Source organism: Dorea sp. 210702-DFI.3.125 (assembly GCF_020560945.1).
GTDB classification, from domain to species: domain Bacteria; phylum Bacillota; class Clostridia; order Lachnospirales; family Lachnospiraceae; genus Dorea; species Dorea formicigenerans.
The window spans coordinates 1-23658 of record NZ_JAJCNF010000014.1; the positions used below are offsets into that span (position 1 = coordinate 1).

The 23658-nt window shown below is 41.8% G+C and carries 18 protein-coding genes and 1 tRNA gene; 13 read left to right on the forward strand and 6 right to left on the reverse strand.

Annotation, left to right across the window (positions count from 1 at the left end):
- Window positions 1-106: 106 nt before the first annotated feature.
- Window positions 107-191: transfer RNA gene (locus LI164_RS08180), tRNA-Leu, on the reverse strand.
- A gap of 227 nt (window positions 192-418) precedes the next feature.
- Here LI164_RS08180 and LI164_RS08185 point away from each other — a divergent pair.
- The 8 genes from LI164_RS08185 to LI164_RS08220 all read left to right on the forward strand — a co-directional run bounded on the left by LI164_RS08185 (window position 419) and on the right by LI164_RS08220 (window position 9812).
- On the forward strand, window positions 419-886 hold the full coding sequence (locus LI164_RS08185) for a MarR family winged helix-turn-helix transcriptional regulator (protein WP_005331210.1): 468 nt from the start codon (window positions 419-421) through the stop codon (window positions 884-886).
- Between the two features lie 96 nt (window positions 887-982).
- Window positions 983-2338 (forward strand): MATE family efflux transporter, encoded by a 1356-nt coding sequence (locus LI164_RS08190; protein WP_227086986.1) that lies wholly within the window; start codon window positions 983-985, stop codon window positions 2336-2338.
- 100 nt (window positions 2339-2438) lie between these two features.
- Window positions 2439-3443, forward strand: coding sequence for a deoxyguanosinetriphosphate triphosphohydrolase (locus LI164_RS08195; RefSeq protein WP_227086987.1), 1005 nt, complete (start codon window positions 2439-2441; stop codon window positions 3441-3443).
- 93 nt (window positions 3444-3536) lie between these two features.
- Window positions 3537-5312, forward strand: a complete 1776-nt coding sequence (gene dnaG / locus LI164_RS08200; protein ID WP_227086988.1) for a DNA primase — start codon at window positions 3537-3539, stop codon at window positions 5310-5312.
- A gap of 38 nt (window positions 5313-5350) precedes the next feature.
- On the forward strand, window positions 5351-6481 hold the full coding sequence (gene rpoD, locus LI164_RS08205; protein WP_005336805.1) for an RNA polymerase sigma factor RpoD: 1131 nt from the start codon (window positions 5351-5353) through the stop codon (window positions 6479-6481).
- Between the two features lie 13 nt (window positions 6482-6494).
- Entirely contained in the window at window positions 6495-7223 is a 729-nt protein-coding gene (locus LI164_RS08210) for a class I SAM-dependent methyltransferase (protein WP_117614052.1), read from the forward strand.
- 61 nt (window positions 7224-7284) lie between these two features.
- Window positions 7285-8097 carry a Nif3-like dinuclear metal center hexameric protein gene (locus tag LI164_RS08215; protein WP_227086989.1) on the forward strand — a complete coding sequence of 271 codons (813 nt, stop codon included), beginning with the start codon at window positions 7285-7287 and terminating at the stop codon, window positions 8095-8097.
- Window positions 8098-8141: 44 nt separating this feature from the next.
- Complete coding sequence (locus LI164_RS08220) at window positions 8142-9812, forward strand: nucleoside kinase (protein ID WP_227086990.1); 1671 nt, start codon at window positions 8142-8144, stop codon at window positions 9810-9812.
- A 175-nt stretch (window positions 9813-9987) separates the two neighbouring features.
- Here the strand turns inward: LI164_RS08220 and LI164_RS08225 are convergent, their stop codons facing one another.
- The 4 genes from LI164_RS08225 to LI164_RS08240 all read right to left on the reverse strand — a co-directional run bounded on the left by LI164_RS08225 (window position 9988) and on the right by LI164_RS08240 (window position 14400).
- Window positions 9988-11886, reverse strand: a complete 1899-nt coding sequence (locus LI164_RS08225; protein ID WP_227086991.1) for an extracellular solute-binding protein — start codon at window positions 11884-11886, stop codon at window positions 9988-9990.
- Entirely contained in the window at window positions 11883-12728 is an 846-nt protein-coding gene (locus tag LI164_RS08230) for an ABC transporter permease (protein ID WP_052302905.1), read from the reverse strand. The genes LI164_RS08225 and LI164_RS08230 overlap by 4 nt, the downstream gene beginning before the upstream one ends.
- Window positions 12700-13773 (reverse strand): ABC transporter ATP-binding protein, encoded by a 1074-nt coding sequence (locus tag LI164_RS08235; RefSeq protein WP_227086992.1) that lies wholly within the window; start codon window positions 13771-13773, stop codon window positions 12700-12702. The genes LI164_RS08230 and LI164_RS08235 overlap by 29 nt, the downstream gene beginning before the upstream one ends.
- An 87-nt stretch (window positions 13774-13860) precedes the next feature.
- The gene (locus tag LI164_RS08240; RefSeq protein ID WP_005331176.1) at window positions 13861-14400 is read right to left on the reverse strand and encodes a helix-turn-helix domain-containing protein; all 540 of its coding nucleotides are present in this window, start codon (window positions 14398-14400) and stop codon (window positions 13861-13863) included.
- A gap of 418 nt (window positions 14401-14818) precedes the next feature.
- Here LI164_RS08240 and LI164_RS08245 point away from each other — a divergent pair, with 418 nt between their 5' ends.
- The 5 genes from LI164_RS08245 (at window position 14819) to LI164_RS08265 (ending at window position 22339) form a co-directional block, all read left to right on the forward strand.
- Window positions 14819-15658: an ABC transporter substrate-binding protein gene (locus tag LI164_RS08245; RefSeq protein WP_227086993.1), complete on the forward strand. Its 840-nt coding sequence runs from the start codon at window positions 14819-14821 to the stop codon at window positions 15656-15658.
- The gene (locus LI164_RS08250; protein ID WP_227086994.1) at window positions 15655-18642 is read left to right on the forward strand and encodes a response regulator; all 2988 of its coding nucleotides are present in this window, start codon (window positions 15655-15657) and stop codon (window positions 18640-18642) included. The genes LI164_RS08245 and LI164_RS08250 overlap by 4 nt, the downstream gene beginning before the upstream one ends.
- 115 nt (window positions 18643-18757) lie before the next feature.
- Window positions 18758-19570, forward strand: a complete 813-nt coding sequence (locus LI164_RS08255; protein WP_005331170.1) for a xanthine dehydrogenase family protein subunit M — start codon at window positions 18758-18760, stop codon at window positions 19568-19570.
- Window positions 19560-20045 carry a (2Fe-2S)-binding protein gene (locus LI164_RS08260; RefSeq protein ID WP_005331169.1) on the forward strand — a complete coding sequence of 162 codons (486 nt, stop codon included), beginning with the start codon at window positions 19560-19562 and terminating at the stop codon, window positions 20043-20045. Before LI164_RS08255 ends, LI164_RS08260 begins: the two co-directional genes overlap by 11 nt.
- Window positions 20033-22339, forward strand: coding sequence for a xanthine dehydrogenase family protein molybdopterin-binding subunit (locus LI164_RS08265; protein WP_005331167.1), 2307 nt, complete (start codon window positions 20033-20035; stop codon window positions 22337-22339). The genes LI164_RS08260 and LI164_RS08265 overlap by 13 nt, the downstream gene beginning before the upstream one ends.
- 77 nt (window positions 22340-22416) lie before the next feature.
- Here LI164_RS08265 and aroC read toward each other — a convergent pair whose 3' ends face one another.
- Entirely contained in the window at window positions 22417-23520 is a 1104-nt protein-coding gene (gene aroC / locus LI164_RS08270) for a chorismate synthase (RefSeq protein ID WP_005331165.1), read from the reverse strand.
- Window positions 23521-23658: the final 138 nt, after the last annotated feature.

Sequence of the window (23658 nt, forward strand, 5' to 3'; positions counted from 1 at the left end):
CAATGCTTACAAGATCCTTAGTCTTGCTCGTCTGCCAGTTCCGACACTTCCGCATTTATGTAAATCATTTACATGATTACAAACAATATAAAATTTGAAAAGTTAATGCGGAAGATGGGACTTGAACCCACACAAGCGCAATGCTTACAAGATCCTTAGTCTTGCTCGTCTGCCAGTTCCGACACTTCCGCATAAAAGGCTTTTCTCGATTGCCCGAAGATTATATTACTACACTTTCAGGAAAAAAGCAACAACAATTTTTGCTTTTTTTCATCTTTTTTGTTCTTTTGCGAATTGTTTTGACTTCGTCCTTTCCTTCTTTCATTTGGATTGGCAATATCGAGTAAAACACTTGACACGAGTACGAAATCGGACTATACTGTAATAAGTACGAAATCGGACTTGAGGAGAAAAAATAATGGAGTCGAAACAAAAAACACTATACATGAGCCGTCAGCTCATAGAGTTTAATCACATTTATAAAGAGTTTAATGATGTATACCGTGAGGCTGCGACAAAGGTAGGACTGTCATTAAGCGGATTTGATATTCTATACGCCATTTGTGAGATGGGGGATGGATGTTTGCAGCGCGATATCAGTCAGATGTGCTGTATTCCAAAGCAGACAGTGAATTCATCGATCCGTAAGCTGGAACAGGATAGATATCTGATACTGGAAAAAGGAAAAGGCCGTGATATGCATATTCATCTGACGGAAAAGGGACAGAAACTTATGGAAGAGAAGATTTATCCAGTGATAGAGGCAGAGAATCAGGCATTTTCTGGTATGAGTAAGGAAGAATGCAAGAAAATGCTGGAACTTTACGAAAAATACAATATGGAATTAAAAGCGAATATCCATAAGCTTCAAATGTCTCGAGTATAGTTGAGGATTTTATAGAAGCAGAAGTGAATGCACTTCTGATATAGCATCCGGCAGGATTGCAGAGGTATTCTTGAAAAAGAGGAGTAGATTTTTTTTATGGAGATTCAGTTATCAGATCATTTTACTTATAAAAAATTAATAAAATTTGTATTACCGTCTATTGTGATGATGATCTTTACATCGATCTACGGAGTTGTAGACGGTCTGTTTGTGTCGAATTTTGCCGGAAAGACTGCATTTGCAGCAATCAATTTAATTATGCCGATTCTGATGGGACTTTCAGCTCTTGGATTTATGATCGGTACCGGAGGCAGCGCGATTGTAGCAACAACTCTTGGAGAAGGAAAAAAAGAAAAGGCAAATGAATATTTTTCCATGTTAGTCTATGTTACGATCATTGGCGGCATAGCAGTTAGTATTCTTGGAATGATTTTGATTCGTCCGGTAGCAGTGATGCTTGGCGCAGCTGGTGAACTGCTTTCAGACTGCGTGTTGTACGGGCGCATCACATTTATTTCTTTTCCGGCTTTTATGCTGCAGAATGTGTTTCAGAGCTTTTTTGTAGCAGCACAGAAACCAAAACTTGGGCTAAAAGTTATCATTGTGGCGGGTGTGACCAACATGGTTCTGGATTATTTGTTTGTGGGACGTCTTGGATTTGGAATTGCAGGGGCAGCAGTTGCGACAGTATGCGGAGAATTTATCGGCGGATTGTTCCCGATTTTTTATTTTGCACGAAAAAATTCAAGTCTTCTGAAACTTGGAAGACCAAGTTTTGACAGAAGAATTTTATTAAAGACATGCAGCAATGGTGCATCCGAGTTTATGACGAATCTGTCCAGTTCAGTGGTAAATTCTCTTTATAATCTGCAGCTTATGAAAGTGGCCGGTGAAAATGGAGTAGCGGCTTATGGATCTATTATGTATGCGAACTTTATATTTGTTGCTATTTTTATCGGATATTCTATTGGAAGTGCGCCGATCGTCAGCTATCATTATGGTGCCGGCAATCACAGTGAGCTGAAAAATATGTTTAAAAAGAGCCTGCGGCTGATTGGACTATGGGGGATTGGACTTTTCATGTTCTCTCAGGTGATTACAACACCGCTTGCAAAATTGTTTGTGGGATATGACGCAGAATTATTTGAGCTGACAAGACACGGATTCAGGATATATTTTATCAGTTTTCTGGTCAATGGATTCAATATTTATGGATCAGCATTCTTTACAGCATTGAACAATGGAATGATTTCGGCTGCGATTTCATTTCTTCGAACATTATTATTCCAGATGGCGGCAGTTCTGATACTGCCTGTATTCTTTGGAGTGAACGGAATCTGGAGTGCCGTTACAGTGGCAGAGCTTTGTACACTTTTTATGACAGCTGCATTTTTTATCAGACAGCGAAAGAAATATCATTATATGTCAGTTACATCAATCAGGTATTCTTGAATCTGTAAGAAAATATAATGTGAAAAACAGTACCAGCAGACGGAATTGTATTGTATAATGAAAGTATGATTATACAAGTGTGAAGATGGAGCGTGATTCTATGATGATTCGGGAGCAGATGGAAGAAAGAGAATTGGAGTATTTAAGTCCTTATGCGACATTGAGTAAGAATTCAAAAGGCAGAAAGATTAAGGAAGAGGAATGTGATATTCGTCCGGTCTTTCAGCGTGATCGTGACCGGATCGTGCACTGCAAGGCGTTCCGCAGACTGAAGCAGAAGACCCAGGTGTTTCTTCTTCCGAAAGGAGATCATTACCGTACAAGGCTGACACATACACTGGAGGTGTCACAAAATGCAAGAACAATCGCGAAAGCACTCCGGCTTAATGAGGAACTAGTAGAAGCAATTGCTCTGGGGCATGATCTGGGACATACACCTTTCGGACATGCAGGGGAGCGTGCGCTCAATGAACTTTGCCCGGGAGGTTTCAAACACAATGAGCAGAGTGTGCGAGTGGTGGAATCTATAGAAAAGGAAGGACGGGGACTGAATCTTACATGGGAAGTCATTGACGGGATCAGGAATCACAAAACAAGCGGACGCCCGTCAACACTGGAAGGACAGATCGTGCGCCTGTCAGATAAGATCGCCTATATTAATCATGATATTGATGATGCAATCCGTGGCGGTATTTTAAGAGAAAAAGATATTCCGAAGAAATATACGGATGTTTTGGGAACTTCGGTGAAAGGACGCCTGAACACACTCGTACATAATGTTATTATCAACAGTGTGGATCGTCCGGTGATTCAGATGTCTGAGGAAGTTCATGAGGCTATGCAGGGTCTTCGTGTATTTATGTTTGAAAATGTTTACCGTAACCCGGTTGCCAAGAAGGAAGAGGGCAAAGCAATCCATATGATTACCAATCTATATGAATTCTATATAAAGAATCCGGAGTTTCTTCCGGAGCAATCACAGAATATGTTAAAAAAGGGAGAAGAGCTGTCCCAGGTCGTGTGCGATTATATCGCAGGAATGACGGATACTTATGCAGTGAAGAAATTTACGGAATTTTTTATCCCAGAATCTTGGAAAAATTAAAGGAAATATAAAGTTTGTGTCGAATATTAATAATAGGGAAGTTTCTTCTTCTGGATTTGAGGAAGAGATGATGAAAAATGAAAGGACGCAGATATGTATTATCCAGAGGAATTAGTGGAAGAAATCCGGTCAAAAAATGATATCGTAGATGTAATTTCCAGTTATGTGAGACTTCAGAAAAAAGGAAGCTCCTACTTTGGATTATGTCCATTTCATAATGAAAAATCCCCGTCATTTTCAGTCAGCAGACAGAAGCAGATGTATTATTGCTTTGGCTGTGGTGCCGGAGGAAATGTATTCACATTTCTGATGGAATATGAAAATTATTCTTTTGTAGAGGCATTGAAATATCTGGCGGATCGTGCAGGCGTAGAGCTTCCGGAACCGGAGTACTCTGGGGAGGCGAAAAAGCGCGCAGATACAAAAGCTATATTACTGGAGATTAATAAGGCAGCAGCACAGTACTTTTATGTACAGCTTTTAAGGCCGCAAGGGGGACATGCCCTTACATACTTAAAAGATCGAAAGCTAAGTGACGATACGATCAAAGCATTTGGTCTGGGATATTCGAACAAGTACAGTGATGATTTGTACAAGTATCTGAAATCAAAAGGCTACAAAGACGATATGATCTCACAGGCAGGTCTGATCAGTATTGATGAAAAATACGGAGTTCACGATAAGTTCTGGAACAGGGTCATGTTTCCGATTATGGATGTAAACAGCCGTGTTATTGGATTTGGCGGCCGTGTCATGGGTGATGCAAAGCCAAAATATCTGAACTCACCGGAGACGATCATTTTTGACAAAAGCCGGAACCTGTATGGACTGAATCGAGCAAGAAAGTCGAGAAAGCCTTATTTTCTACTTTGTGAGGGCTATATGGATGTGATTTCCCTGCATCAGGCGGGATTTACCAATGCAGTAGCGTCACTTGGAACAGCCCTGACACCGGGACATGCAGCGCTTATCAAACGGTATGTCAATGAAGTCTACCTGACGTATGACAGTGACGAGGCAGGAACGAAAGCAGCTCTGAGGGCAGGACCGATTCTGCGTGAAGTTGGGATTACGGCAAAAATCATTCGGATGGAACCGTATAAAGATCCAGATGAATTTATTAAAAATCTCGGTGCAGAAGCCTTTGAAGAACGGATCCAGAAGGCAAGGAATGGATTTATGTTCAGTCTTGAAATTCTGGAACGGGATTATGATATGACGTCGCCGGAAGGCAGAACGGACTTTATGAAGGAAGCTGCGAGAAAGCTTACAGAGTTTGATGAAGAGATAGAGCGCAATAACTACATTGATGCAGTTGCAGGAACTTATCATGTCGGCAGTGAAGATCTGAGAAAACTGGTCGGACGAATGGCAGTTCAGACCGGACTTGCAAAGCCGGTGGAAAGACCGAGATCTACAAGGAGTCAGAACCTGGATAAGGAAGATGGTACACGAAAGTCACAGAAGATTCTGTTGACATGGATGGCATCGGATGAGAATGTATTTGCACAGATCCAGAAGTATATTCATCCGGAAGATTTTCAGGAAGGGATATATCGGACTGTAGCTGAGCTTTTATATGCGCAGCACGAACAGGGAAAGCTCAATCCGGCGCAGATCATGAATCATTTTACAGATGAAGAGGAACATCGTGAGGTGGCAGCGCTTTTTAATACAAGAATCCGGGAAATTAAAACAGCACATGAACAGGAAAAGGCATTAAAAGAGACAATTATCCGGGTAAAGAAGAATAGTATTGAAGAACACTCAGCAAAGCTTGATCCGACCGATATACAGGGATTGCAGAAGCTGATGGAAGCAAAACGGGCGTTGCAGGACCTTGAAAAATTGCATATTTCTATTAATTAAGGATAAAATAAAAACATATAATGGAGGATGGACACCACATGGAAGAAAACATAGCGAAATTTGGGGAAAAGTTAAAACAACTGGTTGCTCATGGAAAGAAGAATAAGAGTATCCTGGAACTTCAGGAAATCAATGATTTTTTCTCAGATATGGAGCTTGATGCAGAACAGATGGAGAAAGTTTATGAGTATCTGGAGGCCAATCATATTGATGTGCTTCGTGTAAGCGGAGATGGGGATGGAATTGAGGAATTAGATGATGTTGATGATTCCGATATTGTTCTGACAGATGAAGACGATGTTGATATGGAGAAAATCGACTTGTCTGTGCCAGATGGAATCAGTATAGAGGATCCGGTCCGTATGTATCTGAAAGAGATTGGAAAGGTACCGCTTCTTTCAGCAGATGAAGAAGTAGAGCTTGCAAAGCGTATGGCAGAGGGAGACGAGGATGCTAAGAAGCGTCTGGCAGAAGCAAACCTTCGTCTTGTTGTCAGTATTGCTAAGAGATATGTGGGACGTGGAATGCTGTTTCTGGATCTGATTCAGGAAGGCAATTTGGGTCTAATTAAAGCGGTTGAGAAGTTTGACTATCATAAAGGATTCAAATTCAGTACTTATGCAACATGGTGGATCCGCCAGGCAATTACAAGAGCAATTGCTGATCAGGCCAGAACTATCCGTATTCCGGTGCATATGGTAGAGACGATCAATAAACTGATCCGTGTTTCCAGACAATTACTGCAGGAGTTAGGACGTGAACCTACGCCGGAGGAAATTGCAGCAGAATTAGATATGCCAGTGGAACGTGTCCGTGAAATCTTAAAGATTTCTCAGGAACCGGTATCACTGGAGACACCAATCGGTGAAGAGGAAGACAGTCACCTGGGAGATTTTATTCAGGACGACAATGTTCCGGTACCTGCTGAAGCCGCAGCTCAGACACTTTTAAAAGAGCAGTTAGATGAAGTGTTAGATACTCTGACAGAGAGAGAGCAGAAAGTTTTAAGACTTCGTTTTGGTATGGATGATGGACGTGCACGTACACTGGAAGAAGTTGGTAAGGAGTTTGATGTAACGCGTGAGCGTATTCGTCAGATCGAGGCAAAAGCACTTAGAAAGCTTCGTCATCCGAGCCGCAGTAGAAAATTAAGAGATTATCTGGATTAAGAAAGAGGCGCCTATGGAACTATCAAAGAGACTTACTGCAGTAGCAGGTCTTGTGACAGAGGGCGCCTCTGTCGCAGATATAGGAACAGATCACGGATATATACCGATTCATTTGATAGAACAGAACTTATCACCGAAAGTGATAGCGATGGATATCAATAAGGGACCGTTGGAACGTGCGAGAATTCACATAGCAGGCTATGGAATGAGTGACCGGATTGAGACAAGGCTGTCGGATGGACTGGCAGCAGTAAAGCCGAAAGAAGTGGAGGAGATGATCGTTGCCGGAATGGGCGGCGGTCTTGTGATTCACATTCTGGAAGAAGGAAAACAAATCGTCAGCACATTAAAAGGCTGCATCTTACAGCCTCAGTCTGAGATACAGAAAGTACGGGAATATCTTGTAGAACATGGGTTTCGGTTCGAAGCAGAAGATATGGTAGAGGAAGACGGGAAATATTATCCTATGATGCGGGTGGTACCACCAGAATATTGTGAACATAAGACGGCCGACCGGCAGGAAGATTGTAAAAAAGAGGAATGGGAGTACCTTTATGGACCACTACTTTTAAAAAACAAAAATCCGATATTATATGAATATCTGAAGCGTGAAATCCGTATTCGTGAAGATATACTTCTCGGTCTTGCCGGAAAAGATGGTGAGCGGATAAAAGAGCGTATGACAGAAATTGAACATGAACTGGAAGTAGCAAAAAAAGCAATGTCTTACTATGAAGAGTAAGAAAAGCATTGTAAGAAAAACATTGTTGAATACTATGTGAATATTAGAGAGGAATGATTGCATGCTATGTAAAGATATTATCAAAATAATAGAACAGGACTATTCACCAAGATATGCTCTTTCCTGGGATAATGTCGGACTGCTGGCAGGAAGAGATGATAAAGAAGTTGCAAAGATATATGTGGCACTAGATGCTACAGATGAAGTGGTAGATGAGGCAATTTTGGCAGGTGCAGATATGCTGGTGACACATCATCCTTTGATTTTTAGCGGTATGAAACAAGTGAATAATCAGAATTTCATCGGCAGAAGATTAGTAAAACTGATTCAGCATGACATTTCTTATTATGCTATGCACACGAATTATGATGTCAAAGGTATGGCAGATCTGGCAGCAGATTATCTGAAACTTGAGAATTGTCAGATACTGGATGTCACCGGAGAAAATGAATCGGGAGAACCGGAAGGTATTGGCCGTGTCGGAGAGATATCATCTGCTTCTGATAATGATGAACAGAGAAATGAAATTTCACTGGCAGATTATTGTGAAGAAGTCAAGAAAGCATTTGCCCTTGATACAGTGAAAGTATTCGGCGATCTGAAGCAAAAGGTTCACCGAGTAGCAATCTGTCCGGGGTCTGGTAAAAGTGATATTGATCAGGCGATTGCAGCAGGGGCTGATGTTTATGTGACCGGAGATATCGGTCATCATGAAGGGATTGATGCACTGGCAAGAGGACTTAATATCATCGATGCAGGACATTATGGGGTGGAGCACATATTTATCGGCGATATGGGGAATTATTTACGAGCACACCTTTTGGGAGTCGAGGTCATAGAAGCCCCAGTGAGTCATCCGTTTACAGTAATATAGGGAAAGCTTTATAGAAGCAGTCATGATATAGGGAGGATCGGAAGATGGAAGAGAAAAGAATGTATCATGTAAAAATTAAAAATGAAGTGAAAGAATATGAAGCTGGTATCACATATCACGACATTGCAAAAGAATACCAGAAAGATTATGAGCATGAGATTGTTCTGGTGTTTGTAGATGGAAAACTTCAGGAACTGCACAAGCGTCTGAAAAAAGATTGTGAAATCAGTTTTGTTACAATAGCGGATCCCATTGGACATGAGGCATACAAACGAAGCATGAGTTTCCTTCTTGTAAAAGCAGTTTATGACGTGGCAGGACATAAGAATATTGACAAGGTTCGGATGCATTTTGCAATAGGACCGGGATATTATTGTACGATTACCGGCGAAACAAGAGTCGATGATGATTTTCTTGAGCGTGTCGAGTCGAGGATGCACGAACTTGTGGAGGCAGATCTATCAATCAAGAAAAGAACGGTTCATACAGATGAGGCAATCGGACTTTTTGGACAGTATGGAATGTATGATAAAGAAGAATTGTTCCGTTACCGCCGTGTATCCAAAGTAAACCTTTACAGCATCAATGAGTTTGAAGATTATTATTATGGATATATGCTTTACAGTACAGGGTATCTGAAATATTTTAAATTATATCGGTATGATGAAGGATTTGTACTTCAGATGCCAGAGATTGATAAGCCGGAGACCGTGCCACATTTTCAGGCGAGAACAAAGTTCTTTCAGGTCATGAAAGAATCTGTGAAATGGGGAGATATTCAGGAGATTGAGACGGTTGGCGGATTGAATCGCAATATTACCAGTGGAGATGTTCAGGAGACTGTGCTTGTGCAGGAAGCAATGCAGGAAAGAAGAATTGCAGAAATTGCACAGATGATTGCTTCCAGACCGGAAATCAGATTCGTATTGATTGCGGGACCGTCGTCTTCCGGAAAGACTACATTTTCACACAGACTGTCTGTACAGCTTCGTGCAAATGGAATGCGTCCTCATCCGATCGCAGTAGATAATTACTTTAAAGAAAGAGAAGAGACTCCGAAAGACGAGAAGGGAAATTATAATTTTGAAGGACTTTGTGCAGTGGATATTGATCTGTTCGAGAAACAAATGCAGGAACTGCTGGATGGAAAAGAAGTGATCATTCCAAATTTTGATTTTGTGAAGGGACATAAAGAATTTGTAGGAAGTCCATTGAAACTTGGAGAACACGATATTCTGGTTATTGAAGGCATTCACTGCCTGAATCCAAAGCTGACAAAAGCATTGGCAGATGAGAATAAGTTTAAAATTTATATCAGTGCACTGACACAGCTTAACATTGATGAGCATAACCGGATTCCGACCACAGATGGCCGGCTTCTTCGAAGAATTGTGCGAGATGCAAGAACAAGAGGTGCTTCTGCAAAAAAGACAATTCAGATGTGGCCTTCTGTACGGAAAGGCGAGGAAGAGAATATTTTCCCATTCCAGGAGGAAGCAGATGTCATGTTCAATTCTGCTCTGATCTATGAACTGGCAGTATTGAAACCATATGTAGAAGCTCAGTTATTCGGAGTTGAAAGAGAGTGCCCGGAATATATCGAGGCAAAGAGACTGCTTAAATTCCTGGATTACTTTGTTGGAATCGGAAGCGAAAAAGTACCGACGAACTCATTGCTTCGAGAGTTCATTGGTGGCGGCTGCTTCCGGGTTTAAAAAAATAAATCCAAACGATTCAAGATATCGTTTGGATTTATTTTTTTATGTAATAGGAAACTTCGTTTCCATTACATAAAAAAACGCTCCGCGAGGATCGCACTGCGGCGGATAAGAAACATGTCGCATATTGCGACCCGCCGCAGGCGGAGAATCTCGCAGGCGAGATTCTTTTTTATTTGGATTTTACCTGACGCCATAATTCATTGTATATGGCATCATTTTCATCTCCCAGGAATTTGAATGTTTCGCAATTTTCCAGTGCTTTATCATCTGGAAATACAATTGGATTATTACGGTATTCCGGATCGAGGAGTTTTCTTCCTTCCTCATTCGGGATGGAATAGGTGATATAGTCGAAGTTCATCTTAGCAATGTCCGGACGGCACATGAAATTGATAAAAGCTTCTGCGTTTTCTTTATTCTTTGCATTTTTCGGGATGACCCAGGAGTCAATCCACATGTTACTTCCTTCTTTTGGAATGACATATTCCAGGTTCGGATTTTCAAGCTGACAGGTGATAGCTTCTCCAGAGTAGATGACAGCGAGAGCAGCCTCATTTCCAATCATTTTATCACGGGCCTGATCGACAACATAGGCCTGGACAAGTGGCTTTTGTTCGATCAGTTTATTCTTAGCTTCAGTCAGTTCATCCAGATCGGTTGAGTTCAGTGAGTAGCCAAGGTATTTTAATGTGATGCCAAATGCATCACGGACACTATCCTGCATGAGGATACTATCTTTGTATTTTTCGTTCCACAGAATTCCCCAACTATCTACAGGATCGTCGACCATAGTTTTATTGTAAAGGATTCCTACAGTTCCCCAAAGGTGAGGAACAGAGTATTTATTCTCCGGGTCAAACTCTTTGGAATGTTCCATATAAGTGCTTCCAATATTCTTGATGTTCGGAATATTGTCAAAATTCAGTTCAGCCAGCAGATCATTTTCAATCATACGCTGGATCATGTAGTCGGACGGGCATACGACATCGTAGGCAATGGCGCCTGACTGTATTTTTGGATACATGATTTCGTTTGTTTCATATTCTTCGTAAACAACATTAATACCAGTTTCTTCTTCGAACATATCTAAAGTTTCCGGATCGATATATTCTCCCCAGTTATACACAATGACCTGTTTGTCACTGGAACTTTTTGAGCGGATACCATAGAAAATTCCACCTGCCAGAATGAGAACGATCATACAGACCGGAACCACTCTCGACATCATAACTTTGCGGAATTTGCGAAGCTTTGGATGCTGACTGGCAACTTTGGAAATTTTAGCATTTTTTGCACCGGCAGCTTTTTCATCTGGTTTCATGTTGATCAATAACAAAAGAATCATGACAACCAGGAACATCAATGTGGACAGTGCATACATGGAAGGATTGATTCCTTTTCGCACCTCACTGTAAATCTTGGTGGACAGAGTGTCGACGCCAGGTCCTTTTGTAAAATGTGTGATGATAAAGTCATCTAAGGACATGGTAAATGCCAGTAAGAAACCGGAGGACACACCTGGCAGAATATCCGGGAATACGACTTTGAAAAAAGCGTATAACGGAGAAGCGCCAAGATCCAGGGCGGCCTCGTAAGTGCTGACGTTCGTTTGCCGCAGCTTTGGCAGAACACTCAGGATTACATAGGGAATGTTAAAGGTAATATGTGCAATCAGGATTGTCTTAAATCCAAGGGAAAATCTACATGCGATGAATAACAGCATAAGAGAGATTCCTGTCACAATATCGGCATTTAACATAGGAATATTGGTTACACCAGTCACGACAGTACGCATTTTCTTTCGCATTGCCTGAATACCGATAGCGGCAGCAGTACCGAGAATCGTAGCAATCAGTGCAGATAACAATGCGATGATCAGTGTCGTATAAAGTGCGTTCATAATGGAATTATTTTTAAATAATTCCACATACCACTTTGTTGTAAAACCTCCCCATTTGGAACGGGATTTTGAGGAGTTAAAGGATAATACCATAAGGGTGATGATCGGTGCGTACAAAATGACGCATATCAGCACCAGATAAAACCGTTTAAAAAAATTCTTGATCAAAATGTAGTTCCCTCCCCGTCTTTATCGTATTTTGCAATCAATGCCATACTGATCAAAATGAAGATCATCAGTACAAGGGACATACCGCTGCCAGAGTGCCAGTTACTTCCTTGTTTAAATTCCTGCTCAATAACATTACCGATCAGGAGAATCTTACTTCCACCTAAGAGATCGGAGATGACAAAAGTTGTTAGTGACGGAACAAAGACCATGGTAATTCCGCTGATGATCCCTGGAACGCTCAGTGGCAGCAGGATTTTTGTAAATGTCTGCACACTGTTTGCACCAAGATCTCTGGCTGCTTCGATAACATTTGTGTCAATTTTGGACAGTACATTGTAAATTGGTAAGATCATAAATGGCAGAAAATCATAGACCATACCAAGTACGATGGCATATGGAGTGTTGATGATTTCCAGTGCCGGTAAATGGAAAAAATGAAGGAGACTGTTGATAACTCCGTTCTTTTCCAACAGGTTCTGCCATGCAATGATCCGAAGCAAAGAATTCATCCACATTGGCAGGATGAAAATCAGTACGATAAAGCTGGACTGATTGACGCCAAGTCCAGTCAGGATCATAGCCAGAGGGTATGCGAGAATCAGGCAGATAATCGTACTGACAAGGGATAACAAAAGTGCCAGTCCCAATGCCTTTAAATTCTCAGGTTCTGTGATCCTGGCAAGATTCATCAGGGTGAATCCACCGTCATTATTCGTCAGACCATAGTAGAATACCATGATAAGAGGAATGATGATAAATGCTGCTGACCAGAGAAGATACGGACCGGCAAGCATCTGTTTTAATAATTTACTATTCTTCAATTGGTACCGCCTCCTCATCTTCAGATTCTGGTTTTTTCATGATCTGAATATCAAATGGGTCTACGCGCAGTCCGACTTCTGCTCCGACTGGGAACATATCGGTGCTGTGCACGAGCCATTCGTAATTATTTGCCATGACTTCCATCTCATAGTGAACACCTTTGAAAATAACATGTGTAACAACGCCTCGGATAATTCCGTCTTCTGGTTTTACAAGGTCGATATCTTCCGGGCGGATTACTGCATCAACAGGCTTCTTCTGACCGAATCCTTCATCGACACACGGAAAGTTGGCGCCGAGGATATTGACGAGCCGGTCATGTACCATCGTGGCAGAAATAATGTTACTGTCACCGATAAAGTCTGCAACGAACGCATTCTTCGGTTCATTATAAATATCTTCCGGTGTTCCTACCTGCTGGATATATCCCTGGTTCATAACGACGATCGTATCGGACATAGTCAGGGCTTCCTCCTGATCATGAGTGACGTAAATAAATGTAATGCCAAGCTCATTTTTTAAGCGGATCAGTTCGTACTGCATATCCTGGCGCAGCTTTAAGTCAAGAGCACCAAGAGGTTCGTCAAGAAGCAGGACTTTCGGTTCATTTACAATGGCTCTTGCAATAGCGATACGCTGCTGTTGTCCGCCGCTTAAGGAAGCAGGAGTACGGTTTTCGAAGCCTTCAAGATTAACAAGTTTTAACGCATAACGAATCTTATCATTGATGTAATTCTGAGATTTTCCTTTAATCTTTAGCCCGAATGCAATATTTTCTGCAATGGTCATATGGGTAAAAAGTGCATATTTCTGGAATACGGTATTTAACTGTCGTTTGTTTGGAGCCAGGTTCGTGATATCCTGACCATCGAAGATGATTTTTCCAGAGTCAGGAGTCTCGAATCCACCAAGAATACGAAGCAGTGTTGTTTTTCCGCAACCGCTTGGTCCCAGAAGAGTTAAAAATTCATTTTCCCGGATATAAAGATTCAGTTCGTCCAGTACGACATTTTCATCAAATGCTTTGGATATATTTACAATATCGATTAATTTATTAGACATGTTCATTGTCCTCCAAAAATGTAATTATAATTTAGAACTTAAGGCCGGCTATCAAGGAAGTCCTGATAGATAAGAAGTCTGCTCAGCCTAAAAGTTCGGCGGGGTGCTGACCCATAAAATAACGGCACCGGATGTGCCAAAAGCTTCTATATAATGTTCAGAGTGAGGTGTGAAATAAAAAGATTCTCCTTTTTTCGCAGTGTAACTTTTATGTCCGATATGAATCTTGATACTTCCTTTTAATACATAACCAAATTCTTCACCTTCGTGTGGGAGATCCCGGTAAGTTAATCCGCCAGGCTTTAGAGTCAGACGGATCGGTTCCATCATATTTTTCTGAGCGTTCGGTATGATCCATTCGGTCTTGCTGCCAAGTTCAGAATCAATTTTCTCAAAATAGTCTTCATTTTGAAATACAATCTGATCTTCCGGCTCTTCCTGAAAAAATTCTGAGACGGTTGTGCCCAGGCACTGCAAAATGTCCATCAATGTCGCAATGGACGGGGAGGTGAGATCCCGTTCCAGCTGGGAAATAAATCCCTTGGACAGTTCACTGCGGTCTGCCAGCTCTTCCTGGGTGAGCCCCTTGGCGACGCGGAGTTCCTTAATCTTTTTGCCGATATCCATCAAAAATCCACCTTTCTGAAAGAATCATTATGGATTCCTTGTGTTGATTTAAAGTAAACATGATAAAAGCCGTCGCCAACAAAAATAAAATTAAACACAAAGTTTAGTATTTGTTAACAAACGACCTGGAAATCATTATACAGGAAAAATACTAAAAATCAACAGTTTAAATGAAAATAATTAAAAAATGAATGTAAAATTTCAGAATGTAAAAATGAGCAAAAAAATGAGCAAAAATGCAGATGAAGGCAGTTTTTTATGGACATGATAAATCATGAATGCTATAATAACTTAGTTTGACAATATGGCAGCTGAGAGGTATGTCATGCAATTGCATGACGCGCACCTCGCAGCAAGAATGCCGAGGCATTCTTGAATTATTTATGGACATAAAGATAAGAATGAAAAGGAACTGGATATGAGAAAAAATCGAAAGAATAATTCCCATACCTATAGGAAAAGAATTTGTATTATGGCAGTTCTTCTGGCTGGCAGTCTTATGCTGGGAGGGTGTGGAGTAAAGAAAGAGAAAGCGGCAGACAACGAACTGCCGGAGATTGTCATTGGAATGGATTATTTTGAACCTTACAGTTATCAGGTGAGTAATGGTGAATATAAAGGTATTGATGTGGAACTTGCCAAGGAAGCATTTCAGAGGCTGGGATACCAGCCTAAGTTCGAGAATATAGTCTGGGAAGATAAAGACGAACTTCTGGCAGATGGAACAATCGACTGTCTGTGGAGCAGTTATTCCATGAATGGAAGAGAAGATAAATATCAGTGGGCAGGTCCGTATCTGTACAGTCGTCAGATGGTGGCTGTAAGAAAAGAGAGTGAAATCAATACTATTCAGGATCTGGAAGGAAAGAAGATTGCGGTTCAGGCGACCACAAAGGCAGAGGATCTTTTCCTTCATAAGATTGCATCAGATCTTCCGCAAATGGGGCAGGTAAACTGTTTTTCTACGACGAATGAACTTTATGCTGCACTTAGAAAAAATTATGTTGATGCGATTGCAGGTCATGAGGCGATGCTGGGCAGTCTGGTGAGAGATGGAGAGGATGCATACCGTATGCTGGACGAGAGTATCTATACTTCAGAACTTGGAATTGCTTTTAAAAAAGGAACCCACGAAGAAGTAGCACAAGAGCTTACAGAAACTCTCGAAGAGATGCGAAATGAGGGCATTACAGAAGAAATAGTCAAAAAGTACGGATTGGATGCGGATGAGATCCTGCCAGGAGGAAAAAGCAAATGAGCAGACAGGTAAGAACGCAGATGCCGCAGACGCAGAAAAAAGATAAGAAGAGTAAAAGCAAAGGAAAGAAATTTGATAAAAATGCATGTTTATTGATGTTTATTCTGCTTTTTTCCGGAATCCTGATTTTTCTTCTGTTGACAGCGAGTGATAATAAAAAACTGAATAGTACGTTGAATGAGACATTTGACTTTGCAAAAACCAGGATTGAAAGGTATGAGAACTATAATACGAATGACCAGGTGAAAAGTCTGGTACGCCTGATGGACAAAACAACAGAATTAAGCCGGGTCATAGCACAAGAAGACAATCTTAGTGAGGAGATGCTGGATGAATATGCAAACGAACAACGTCTGACAGGAATCCTTGTGTTGGATCAGAACCAGAAAGTGACAGAACAGACTGCAAAAGATGGAGATACTATGCTATTATGGCAAAAGCTGATTGAAAGTGATTATGTGTGTGATATTGCCAAGCATCCCCAAAAGACTTATACGACCCGCCTGAGAAATGAAGGAAAGCTCTATGATTTTGCGGCAGTGGCAAGACAGGATGCAGCAGGGATAGTGATCACATATATGCAGAAAGAGGAAGTAAGTGAGTTAAACGGAGACCTGACGATGAAATCGTTATTTGCGGATTTTCCTTTTGAAATGAATGGAAGCATAGTGATCTGTGATGATGACAAGGTTGTCAGTACCAATAAACAGGAGCTTCTTTCGAGTTCTGTAGAAGAATCAAAGTCATTGTATAAAAATGAATTTAAGGCAGGGGGGAATGGAATTGTCTGCCTTCATTCAAAGGCCGGAAACTGGTATGGACGCAAGGAGAAAATCAAAGATTATGATGCATATATCTTTTTCCCGGAAAGCCAGGTTTACATCACACGAAATATCGTATGTGTGATGTATGTGTTACTTGCCTTACTTCTTTTCGCTCTTTATTGGGTGAGCAGGAACAGAACAGAAAAGAGAAGTATCCTTCAAGATCAGAAGAGACTTCGTGTGATCAATGCACTTGGCCATGCATATTCTTCTATTTCTCTTGTGAATATAAAAACAGAGAAAATCGAAATTGTAAAATCTTCAAGGAATATGAAGCCGGATCAGAAAGGGGATATTCTTTCCAAAGCGCACCTGGAAGAACTGATACAGCAGGTTATTACAGAGCCATTTCAGGAGAAATATCGTGAATTTATCAATATGAGTACGGTGACACAGCGTCTGGAAGAACGTGAGACGTTGAGCTTTACAGCTCAGACAGTAGAAGGAAGGTGGCTGACAATAATCATTGTGCCGCAGGGATATGATAAAACTGGGAAACTAAGTACAGTTCTGGTTGCGAACCGTGATGTAACAGAGGAAAAAGAACGAGAGATAGAGCGGGATAAGAATCTGAGAAATGCACTCGCAGCTGCGGAACATGCAAACAGGGCGAAAACAGCGTTCCTGAATAATATGTCCCATGATATCCGTACGCCGATGAATGCGATTATCGGATTTACAGCACTTGCGACAACGCATATTGGCAACACAGAACTTGTTCTGGATTATCTGAAAAAAATCCATACATCCAGTCAGCATTTGCTTAGCCTGATCAATGATGTGTTGGATATGAGCAGAATCGAGAGCGGTTCTGTTCGAATTGAATATACAACGGTACACCTGCCGGATATTTTGCATGATTTAAGAACGATCATTCAGGGATCTGTACATTCCAAACAGCAGGATCTTTATATTGATACACAGGATGTAATTCATGAAGATATCATTACCGACAAGCTGCGTCTGACACAGGTCCTTCTCAATATTTGCAGTAATGCTGTAAAATTCACACCGGTCGGCGGTATGATTAACATTCGTGTTTCGGAGAAGCCATGCAGAAGAGATGGATACATAACGGTTGTTTTCAGTGTGAAGGATAATGGAATCGGAATGTCTAGGGAGTTCCGAAAGCATGTGTTTGATTCTTTTTCAAGAGAGCATACTGTTACGGAGAATGGGATTGGAGGAACCGGTCTTGGAATGGCGATCACCAAAAACATTGTGGACATGATGGGCGGTACAATTCAGGTTGAAAGTGAAACCGGAAAAGGAACAGAATTTACAATTATGCTTGAATGCGAAACATCAGGAGAGACAGTGAAACGGGAACCTGTTCCAGAGCTAAAAGGTGCCAGAGCGCTTGTGGTGGATGATGATGCACAAACTTGTATGAGTGTGAGCAGAATGCTGCGTGAGATTGAAATGACGGCAGACTGGACAACTTCGGGAAAAGAAGCGGTACTTCGGGCAAAAGAAGCGTATGAACAGAATCAGGAATTTAAAGTGTATATCATTGACTGGCTGATGCCGGATATGAACGGAATCGAGACAGTACGCAGGATTCGTATGGTGGTTGGAGAGGAGTATCCGATTATTATCCTGACTGCCTATGACTGGTCAGATGTTGAACAGGAGGCAAGAGAGGCGGGAGTAACTGCATTTGTGTCGAAACCGTTGTTTCTTTCAGAGCTGCGGGAAGTTCTGATGAGTCAGGCGCAAAGAGAACTCCTTAAGAATGAAAAACAGAAGGCTCAGGCGGAAAACCGAAAGAGTTATGCAGGTAAAAAAGTCCTTCTTGTAGAGGATAATGAGTTGAATCGCGAGATTGCAACAGCAATCATGAAAGAAATTGGTCTGGAAGTGGATACAGCAGAGGATGGCACAGATGCTGTGAATATCATGTCATCAGCAGAAGGCAGGAAATATGATCTGATTTTTATGGATATTCAGATGCCGAAGATGGATGGCTATACTGCAACCCGGGAGATACGTACGCTGAACAATCACAAATGTGCGAATATCCCAATCATTGCGATGACTGCAAATGCTTTTGAGGAAGACCGTAAAAAGGCGGTCAAGGCTGGTATGAATGGTCACATTGCCAAACCAATCAGTGCAGATGTAATTCTGGAAAATCTGGATCAGATTTTTGAAGGATAAAGAAGAAAAAAAACAGGTTTTGACAAATCACCTATATTTCCGTAAAATATAATTGGTTATTTATGCAAAATGGATTTTAAAATTTCTGAAAAATCAGGGAGAATGAAGAGAGATTATGATTAAGATCAAGAATTATAAAAAGGTAGAAAACCTGGAAGAAGCCTGGGAGCTGAACCAGAAGCGCACGAACCGGATTATTGGAGGTATGCTCTGGGTAAAGATGAGTGATGCTAATGTGCAGACTGCAATCGACCTGTCTGGACTTGGGTTGGATCAGATTGAAGAGACAGAAGAGGAGTTCAGGATCGGCTGCATGGTCACGCTTCGTCAGATGGAATTGCATGAAGGATTGTCTCATTATACAGAAGGCGCAGTGAAAGACGCGTTTCGACATATTGTAGGAGTACAGTTCCGTAATCTTGCAACAGTCGGAGGAAGTCTGTTCGGCAGATTTGGATTTTCAGATGTGTTGACACTTCTGCTTGCATTAGATTGTGATGTGGAGCTTTACAAAGGAGGAATCATGTCCATTCAGGAGTTTGCGAAACTTAAAAGAGACAATGATATTCTGGTTCACATTATAATAAAGAAGACGCCAGTTCATATTTGTTATCAGTCTGTGAGAAATACAGTGACAGATTTCCCGACACTTAACCTGACAGCAGCAATCTTTGCTGATAAGATGCGTATTAGTATCGGTGCCAGACCGGGAAAAGCTATGTTGTTCGAAGACGCGGCTGGATTGTTGAAGGGGCTGACAGATGGAAGTGTTACAGAAGAAGTGATGCACACATTTGCCAAAGAGATAAAAGAAAAGCTTCCGACTGGAAGTAATATGCGAGGAACTGCTGAGTATCGAAGCCATCTGGCAGAGGTTATGACCGTTCGTGCACTTCGTATACTGGGAGGTGACAGAAATGCAGATTAGTATCGTACTTAATGGAAAGAAAATTCAGGAAGAGATCGAACCGGACCTGCTTCTTATAGATTTTGTAAGAAAGCATGGATGTAAAAGTGTAAAACGTGGATGTGAGACTTCAGGTTGTGGACTTTGCACAGTATTTTTAGATGACAAGCCGGTACTATCCTGTTCTATTCTGGCAGCCAGAGTAGATGGACATAAAGTCACAACGCTTGAAGGGCTTAAGGAAGAAGCGGAAGAGTTTGGCGCATTCATTGCAGACCAGGGAGCAGAGCAGTGTGGTTTCTGTAATCCGGGCATGATTATGAATGCACTGGCATTATTCCGTGAAAATGAATTTCCGAATGAGGAAGAGATAAAAGAGTATCTGGCAGGGAATCTGTGCCGTTGTTCCGGGTATGAGGGACAGCTTCGTGGAATCCAGAATTTCCTTGTCTGGAAGAAAGAAAAAAGAGGGGAGGAAGTATCATGCAAATTGTAAATCAGCCAGTCAGAAAAAAAGATGCCATGCAGCTTGTGACCGGTCAGCCAGTATATATGGATGATATGATCCCGGAAGATTGTCTGATCGTGAAACTGCTCAGATCCCCTCATGCAAATGCGGTGGTGCAGGAGATTCAGACAGATAAGGCAATGAAAGTTCCTGGAATTGAGGCCATCTATACATGGAAGGATATCGACCAGAACGGACGAAGATTTACATGTGCAGGACAGACTTATCCAGAACCCAGTCCATATGACCGTCTGATTCTGGATCGTCATGTCAGATTTGTAGGAGATCCGGTTGCGATTGTGGCAGGAGAGACAGAAAAAGCGGTGGACAGAGCCATTTCCATGATCAAGGTACAGTACGAGGTGTTGGAACCGATCCTTGATTATCATAAAGCTTTGGATAATCCAATTCTGGTGCACCCGGAAGATAACTGGGAGGCGCTTTGTCCGGTAGGAGCAGATAATAAAAGAAATCTGTGCGCACATGAGGCGAGTGAACATGGAGATATTGATCAAGTACTGTCAGACTGTGACATTATCATCGACCAGGTATATCATACAAAAGCCTGCCAGCAGACGATGATGGAAACAATGCGTACATATTGTTCCATTGATACATATGGACGTCTGAATGTATTTAGCTCTACCCAGATTGTGTTTCACTGCAGAAGGATCATTGCAAATGCACTTCATATTCCAAAATCACAGGTACGTGTCAGCAAGCCGCGTATCGGAGGAGGTTTTGGAACAAAACAGACAGCGGTCTGTGAGGTCTATCCGGCATATGTGACCTGGATGACAAAGAAGCCGAGTAAGATTATTTTCACCCGTGAGGAATGTATGACAGCTTCTTCTCCGCGACATGAGATGGAAATGCATGTGAAACTTGGAGCTATGAAAGATGGAACTATCCGTGGAATTGATCTGTACACCATTTCTAACACAGGTGCCTATGGGGAACATGGACCGACAACAGTCGGACTGTCCGGGCACAAATCTATTCCGCTTTACGGAAAAGCAGAGGCATTCCGCTTTGTTTACGACGTGGTTTATACGAATGTTATGTCTTCTGGAGCTTATCGTGGATATGGTGCAACACAGGGACTTTTTGCCATTGAGACAGCAGTTAATGAACTGGCAGAAAAACTCCATATGGATCCGATGAAACTTCGTGAGATGAACATAGTAAAAGAAGGACAGGTCATGCCTGCATTTTACGGTGAGACAAATACAAGCTGTGCCTTGGACCGTTGTATTGCAAAGGTGAAAGAGATGAGTCACTGGGATGAGAATTATCCGGTTCGCGAACTAGGACATGGAAAAGTCCGTGCTCTTGGTATGGGACTTGCCATGCAGGGATCTTGTATCAGTGGATTAGATGTAGGCAGTGCAGCGCTGAAACTGAATGATGAAGGTTTCTACATTATGCGAATTGCAGCAGCAGACATGGGAACAGGTTGTGATACGATTCTTGCACAGATTGCAGCAGAAGTATTGGAGTGTCCGCTTGATAAAGTAATTGTATTTGGAGCAGATACGGATGCATCACCATATGATTCAGGATCTTATGCATCCAGTACGACTTATGTAACCGGAAAGGCAACTGAGCTGTGTGCGAGAAAGCTTAGAGATAAGATTTGTCTTGTCGGAGCTAAGATGCTTGGATGTGATGAGAAAGAAGTAGAATTTGACGGTGATAAAGTCATCTATAGAGGCGAAAAGACTCTGAAAAAAACAGAAGTTTCCCTGTTTGATATTGCAACAGCGTCTATGGCGGGCAACAGTATTGCTCTGGAAGAGACTGTGACCATGAGCCAGCCGACTTCACCACCGCCATTTATGGCAGGCGTGGCAGATGTGGAAGTGGATCTTCTGACCGGACAGGCAAAAGTGATAGATTATTATACTGCTGTTGACTGTGGGACTCCGGTGAACCCAAACCTGGCAAGAGTTCAGGCTGAGGGCGGAATCCTTCAGGGAATCGGAATGGCACTGACGGAGAATATCACTTATGATGCAAAGGGAAGACTTTATGAAAATTCTCTCATGCAATATAAGATTCCGACAAGAGAAGATATCGGTCATATTCATGTAGAGTTTGAGAGCAGCTATGAGAAGTCTGGTCCATTTGGCGCAAAATCTATCGGTGAGGTCGTGATCAATACACCACTTTCGGCAATTGCTCATGCAATTTATAATGCAACCGGACACCGATTCAGGGAACTCCCAATCATGCCGGAACAGATTGCTATGTGTGAAGAAAATCCGATGTGGAAAAAGTAGGGTTATAGTACAGATAAATGAGTTGAAAAGAGAAGTCGTAAGGGTAAAAGCTTAGGACTTCTCTTTTTTTGACGTTATTATTTTTTACAGTAAAATGCTTCTAAGGCATCCATCTTTGCGGACATATTTATCATCATCTGGTCTAAAATTGTGATTGCGGCCATAGATTCTACAACAACAACAGCCCTTGGTACAACAACCGGATCGTGACGTCCGGTAATGGCAATCGTCGTATCTTCGAAAGCCGTATTGATGGTCTGCTGTTCCTTGCTGATGGAAGGAGTCGGTTTAAATGCAGCCCGCAAAATCAGCTCAGAACCATCACTCATACCTCCGAGGATTCCGCCGGCGTGGTTCGTCTTTTTTATAACGGCACCATTCTGACATGTAAATGCATCATTGTTGCTGCTGCCGTGGCTTTTTGAAGCTTCAAATCCGTCACCGATTTCCACACCTTTGACAGCGCCAATGGAAACGACAGCTTTTGCGAGAGAAGCGTCAAGTTTATCAAAGACTGTCTCACCGATTCCGGCCGGCATGCCTTTTACGCGGCATTCCACAATTCCACCGGAAGAATCCTGATTTTTCATGCAGGATTCCAGATAATCGGAAGCTTTTTTTGCATAAGCATTATTTGGCATATATAACATATTTTCGGCAATATCTTCATAACGATATTCCGTTTCAGGAATACAGATATCTCCAATAGAACGGGTAAAGGCAATCAGGTCGATTCCTAATTGTTCCAGGATTTTTTTTGCAATTGCACCGGCTGCGACCCGGCCAATTGTTTCACGGGCAGAAGAACGTCCGCCACCGCGGTAATCGCGGATGCCATATTTTGCATCAAATGTATAATCAGCATGTCCGGGACGGTAACAGTCTTTAATTTTACCGTAATCTCTGGAACGCTGGTCCTGATTGTAGACAATGACAGAGATTGGTGTGCCGGTTGTCTTACCCTCGAAAACACCGGAGAGAATCTGGACAGTGTCGCTTTCATTTCTCTTCGTTGTAAATTTACTCTGTCCAGGTTTTCTTCGGTCGAGCTGTTTTTGTATATCTTCTTCACTTAAGGAAAGTCCTGAAGGACACCCGTCGATCACAACACCGATTGCAGGTCCGTGAGATTCTCCCCATGTGGTGATACGGAACAATGTTCCATAAGTTGATCCAGCCATAATGTCAATTTCTCCTTTGATGTCATAGGTTTTGTTATAGATTTCTTTTTATTATAAAACAATCTTAATAAATTCTTCAAGAATTTTTCGTGAATTAGCTCTGTACTTTTAGAAGAGTGCATATTATAATGATAGCGT

Bases quoted from the DNA above. Each gene is read 5' to 3' on its own strand.
- LI164_RS08215 (WP_227086989.1), top strand. From the start codon at position 7,285: ATGCTATGTAAAGATATTATCAAAATAATAGAACAGGACTATTCACCA.
- LI164_RS08260 (WP_005331169.1), top strand. From the start codon at position 19,560: ATGCAGATTAGTATCGTACTTAATGGAAAGAAAATTCAGGAAGAGATC.
- LI164_RS08245 (WP_227086993.1), top strand. From the start codon at position 14,819: ATGAGAAAAAATCGAAAGAATAATTCCCATACCTATAGGAAAAGAATT.
- LI164_RS08185 (WP_005331210.1), top strand. From the start codon at position 419: ATGGAGTCGAAACAAAAAACACTATACATGAGCCGTCAGCTCATAGAG.
- LI164_RS08265 (WP_005331167.1), top strand. From the start codon at position 20,033: ATGCAAATTGTAAATCAGCCAGTCAGAAAAAAAGATGCCATGCAGCTT.
- LI164_RS08255 (WP_005331170.1), top strand. From the start codon at position 18,758: ATGATTAAGATCAAGAATTATAAAAAGGTAGAAAACCTGGAAGAAGCC.
- LI164_RS08220 (WP_227086990.1), top strand. From the start codon at position 8,142: ATGGAAGAGAAAAGAATGTATCATGTAAAAATTAAAAATGAAGTGAAA.
- LI164_RS08240 (WP_005331176.1), bottom strand. From the start codon at position 14,400: ATGGATATCGGCAAAAAGATTAAGGAACTCCGCGTCGCCAAGGGGCTC.
- dnaG (WP_227086988.1), top strand. From the start codon at position 3,537: ATGTATTATCCAGAGGAATTAGTGGAAGAAATCCGGTCAAAAAATGAT.
- LI164_RS08210 (WP_117614052.1), top strand. From the start codon at position 6,495: ATGGAACTATCAAAGAGACTTACTGCAGTAGCAGGTCTTGTGACAGAG.
- LI164_RS08235 (WP_227086992.1), bottom strand. From the start codon at position 13,773: ATGTCTAATAAATTAATCGATATTGTAAATATATCCAAAGCATTTGAT.
- aroC (WP_005331165.1), bottom strand. From the start codon at position 23,520: ATGGCTGGATCAACTTATGGAACATTGTTCCGTATCACCACATGGGGA.
- LI164_RS08230 (WP_052302905.1), bottom strand. From the start codon at position 12,728: ATGAGGAGGCGGTACCAATTGAAGAATAGTAAATTATTAAAACAGATG.
- LI164_RS08250 (WP_227086994.1), top strand. From the start codon at position 15,655: ATGAGCAGACAGGTAAGAACGCAGATGCCGCAGACGCAGAAAAAAGAT.
- rpoD (WP_005336805.1), top strand. From the start codon at position 5,351: ATGGAAGAAAACATAGCGAAATTTGGGGAAAAGTTAAAACAACTGGTT.
- LI164_RS08190 (WP_227086986.1), top strand. From the start codon at position 983: ATGGAGATTCAGTTATCAGATCATTTTACTTATAAAAAATTAATAAAA.
- LI164_RS08195 (WP_227086987.1), top strand. From the start codon at position 2,439: ATGATGATTCGGGAGCAGATGGAAGAAAGAGAATTGGAGTATTTAAGT.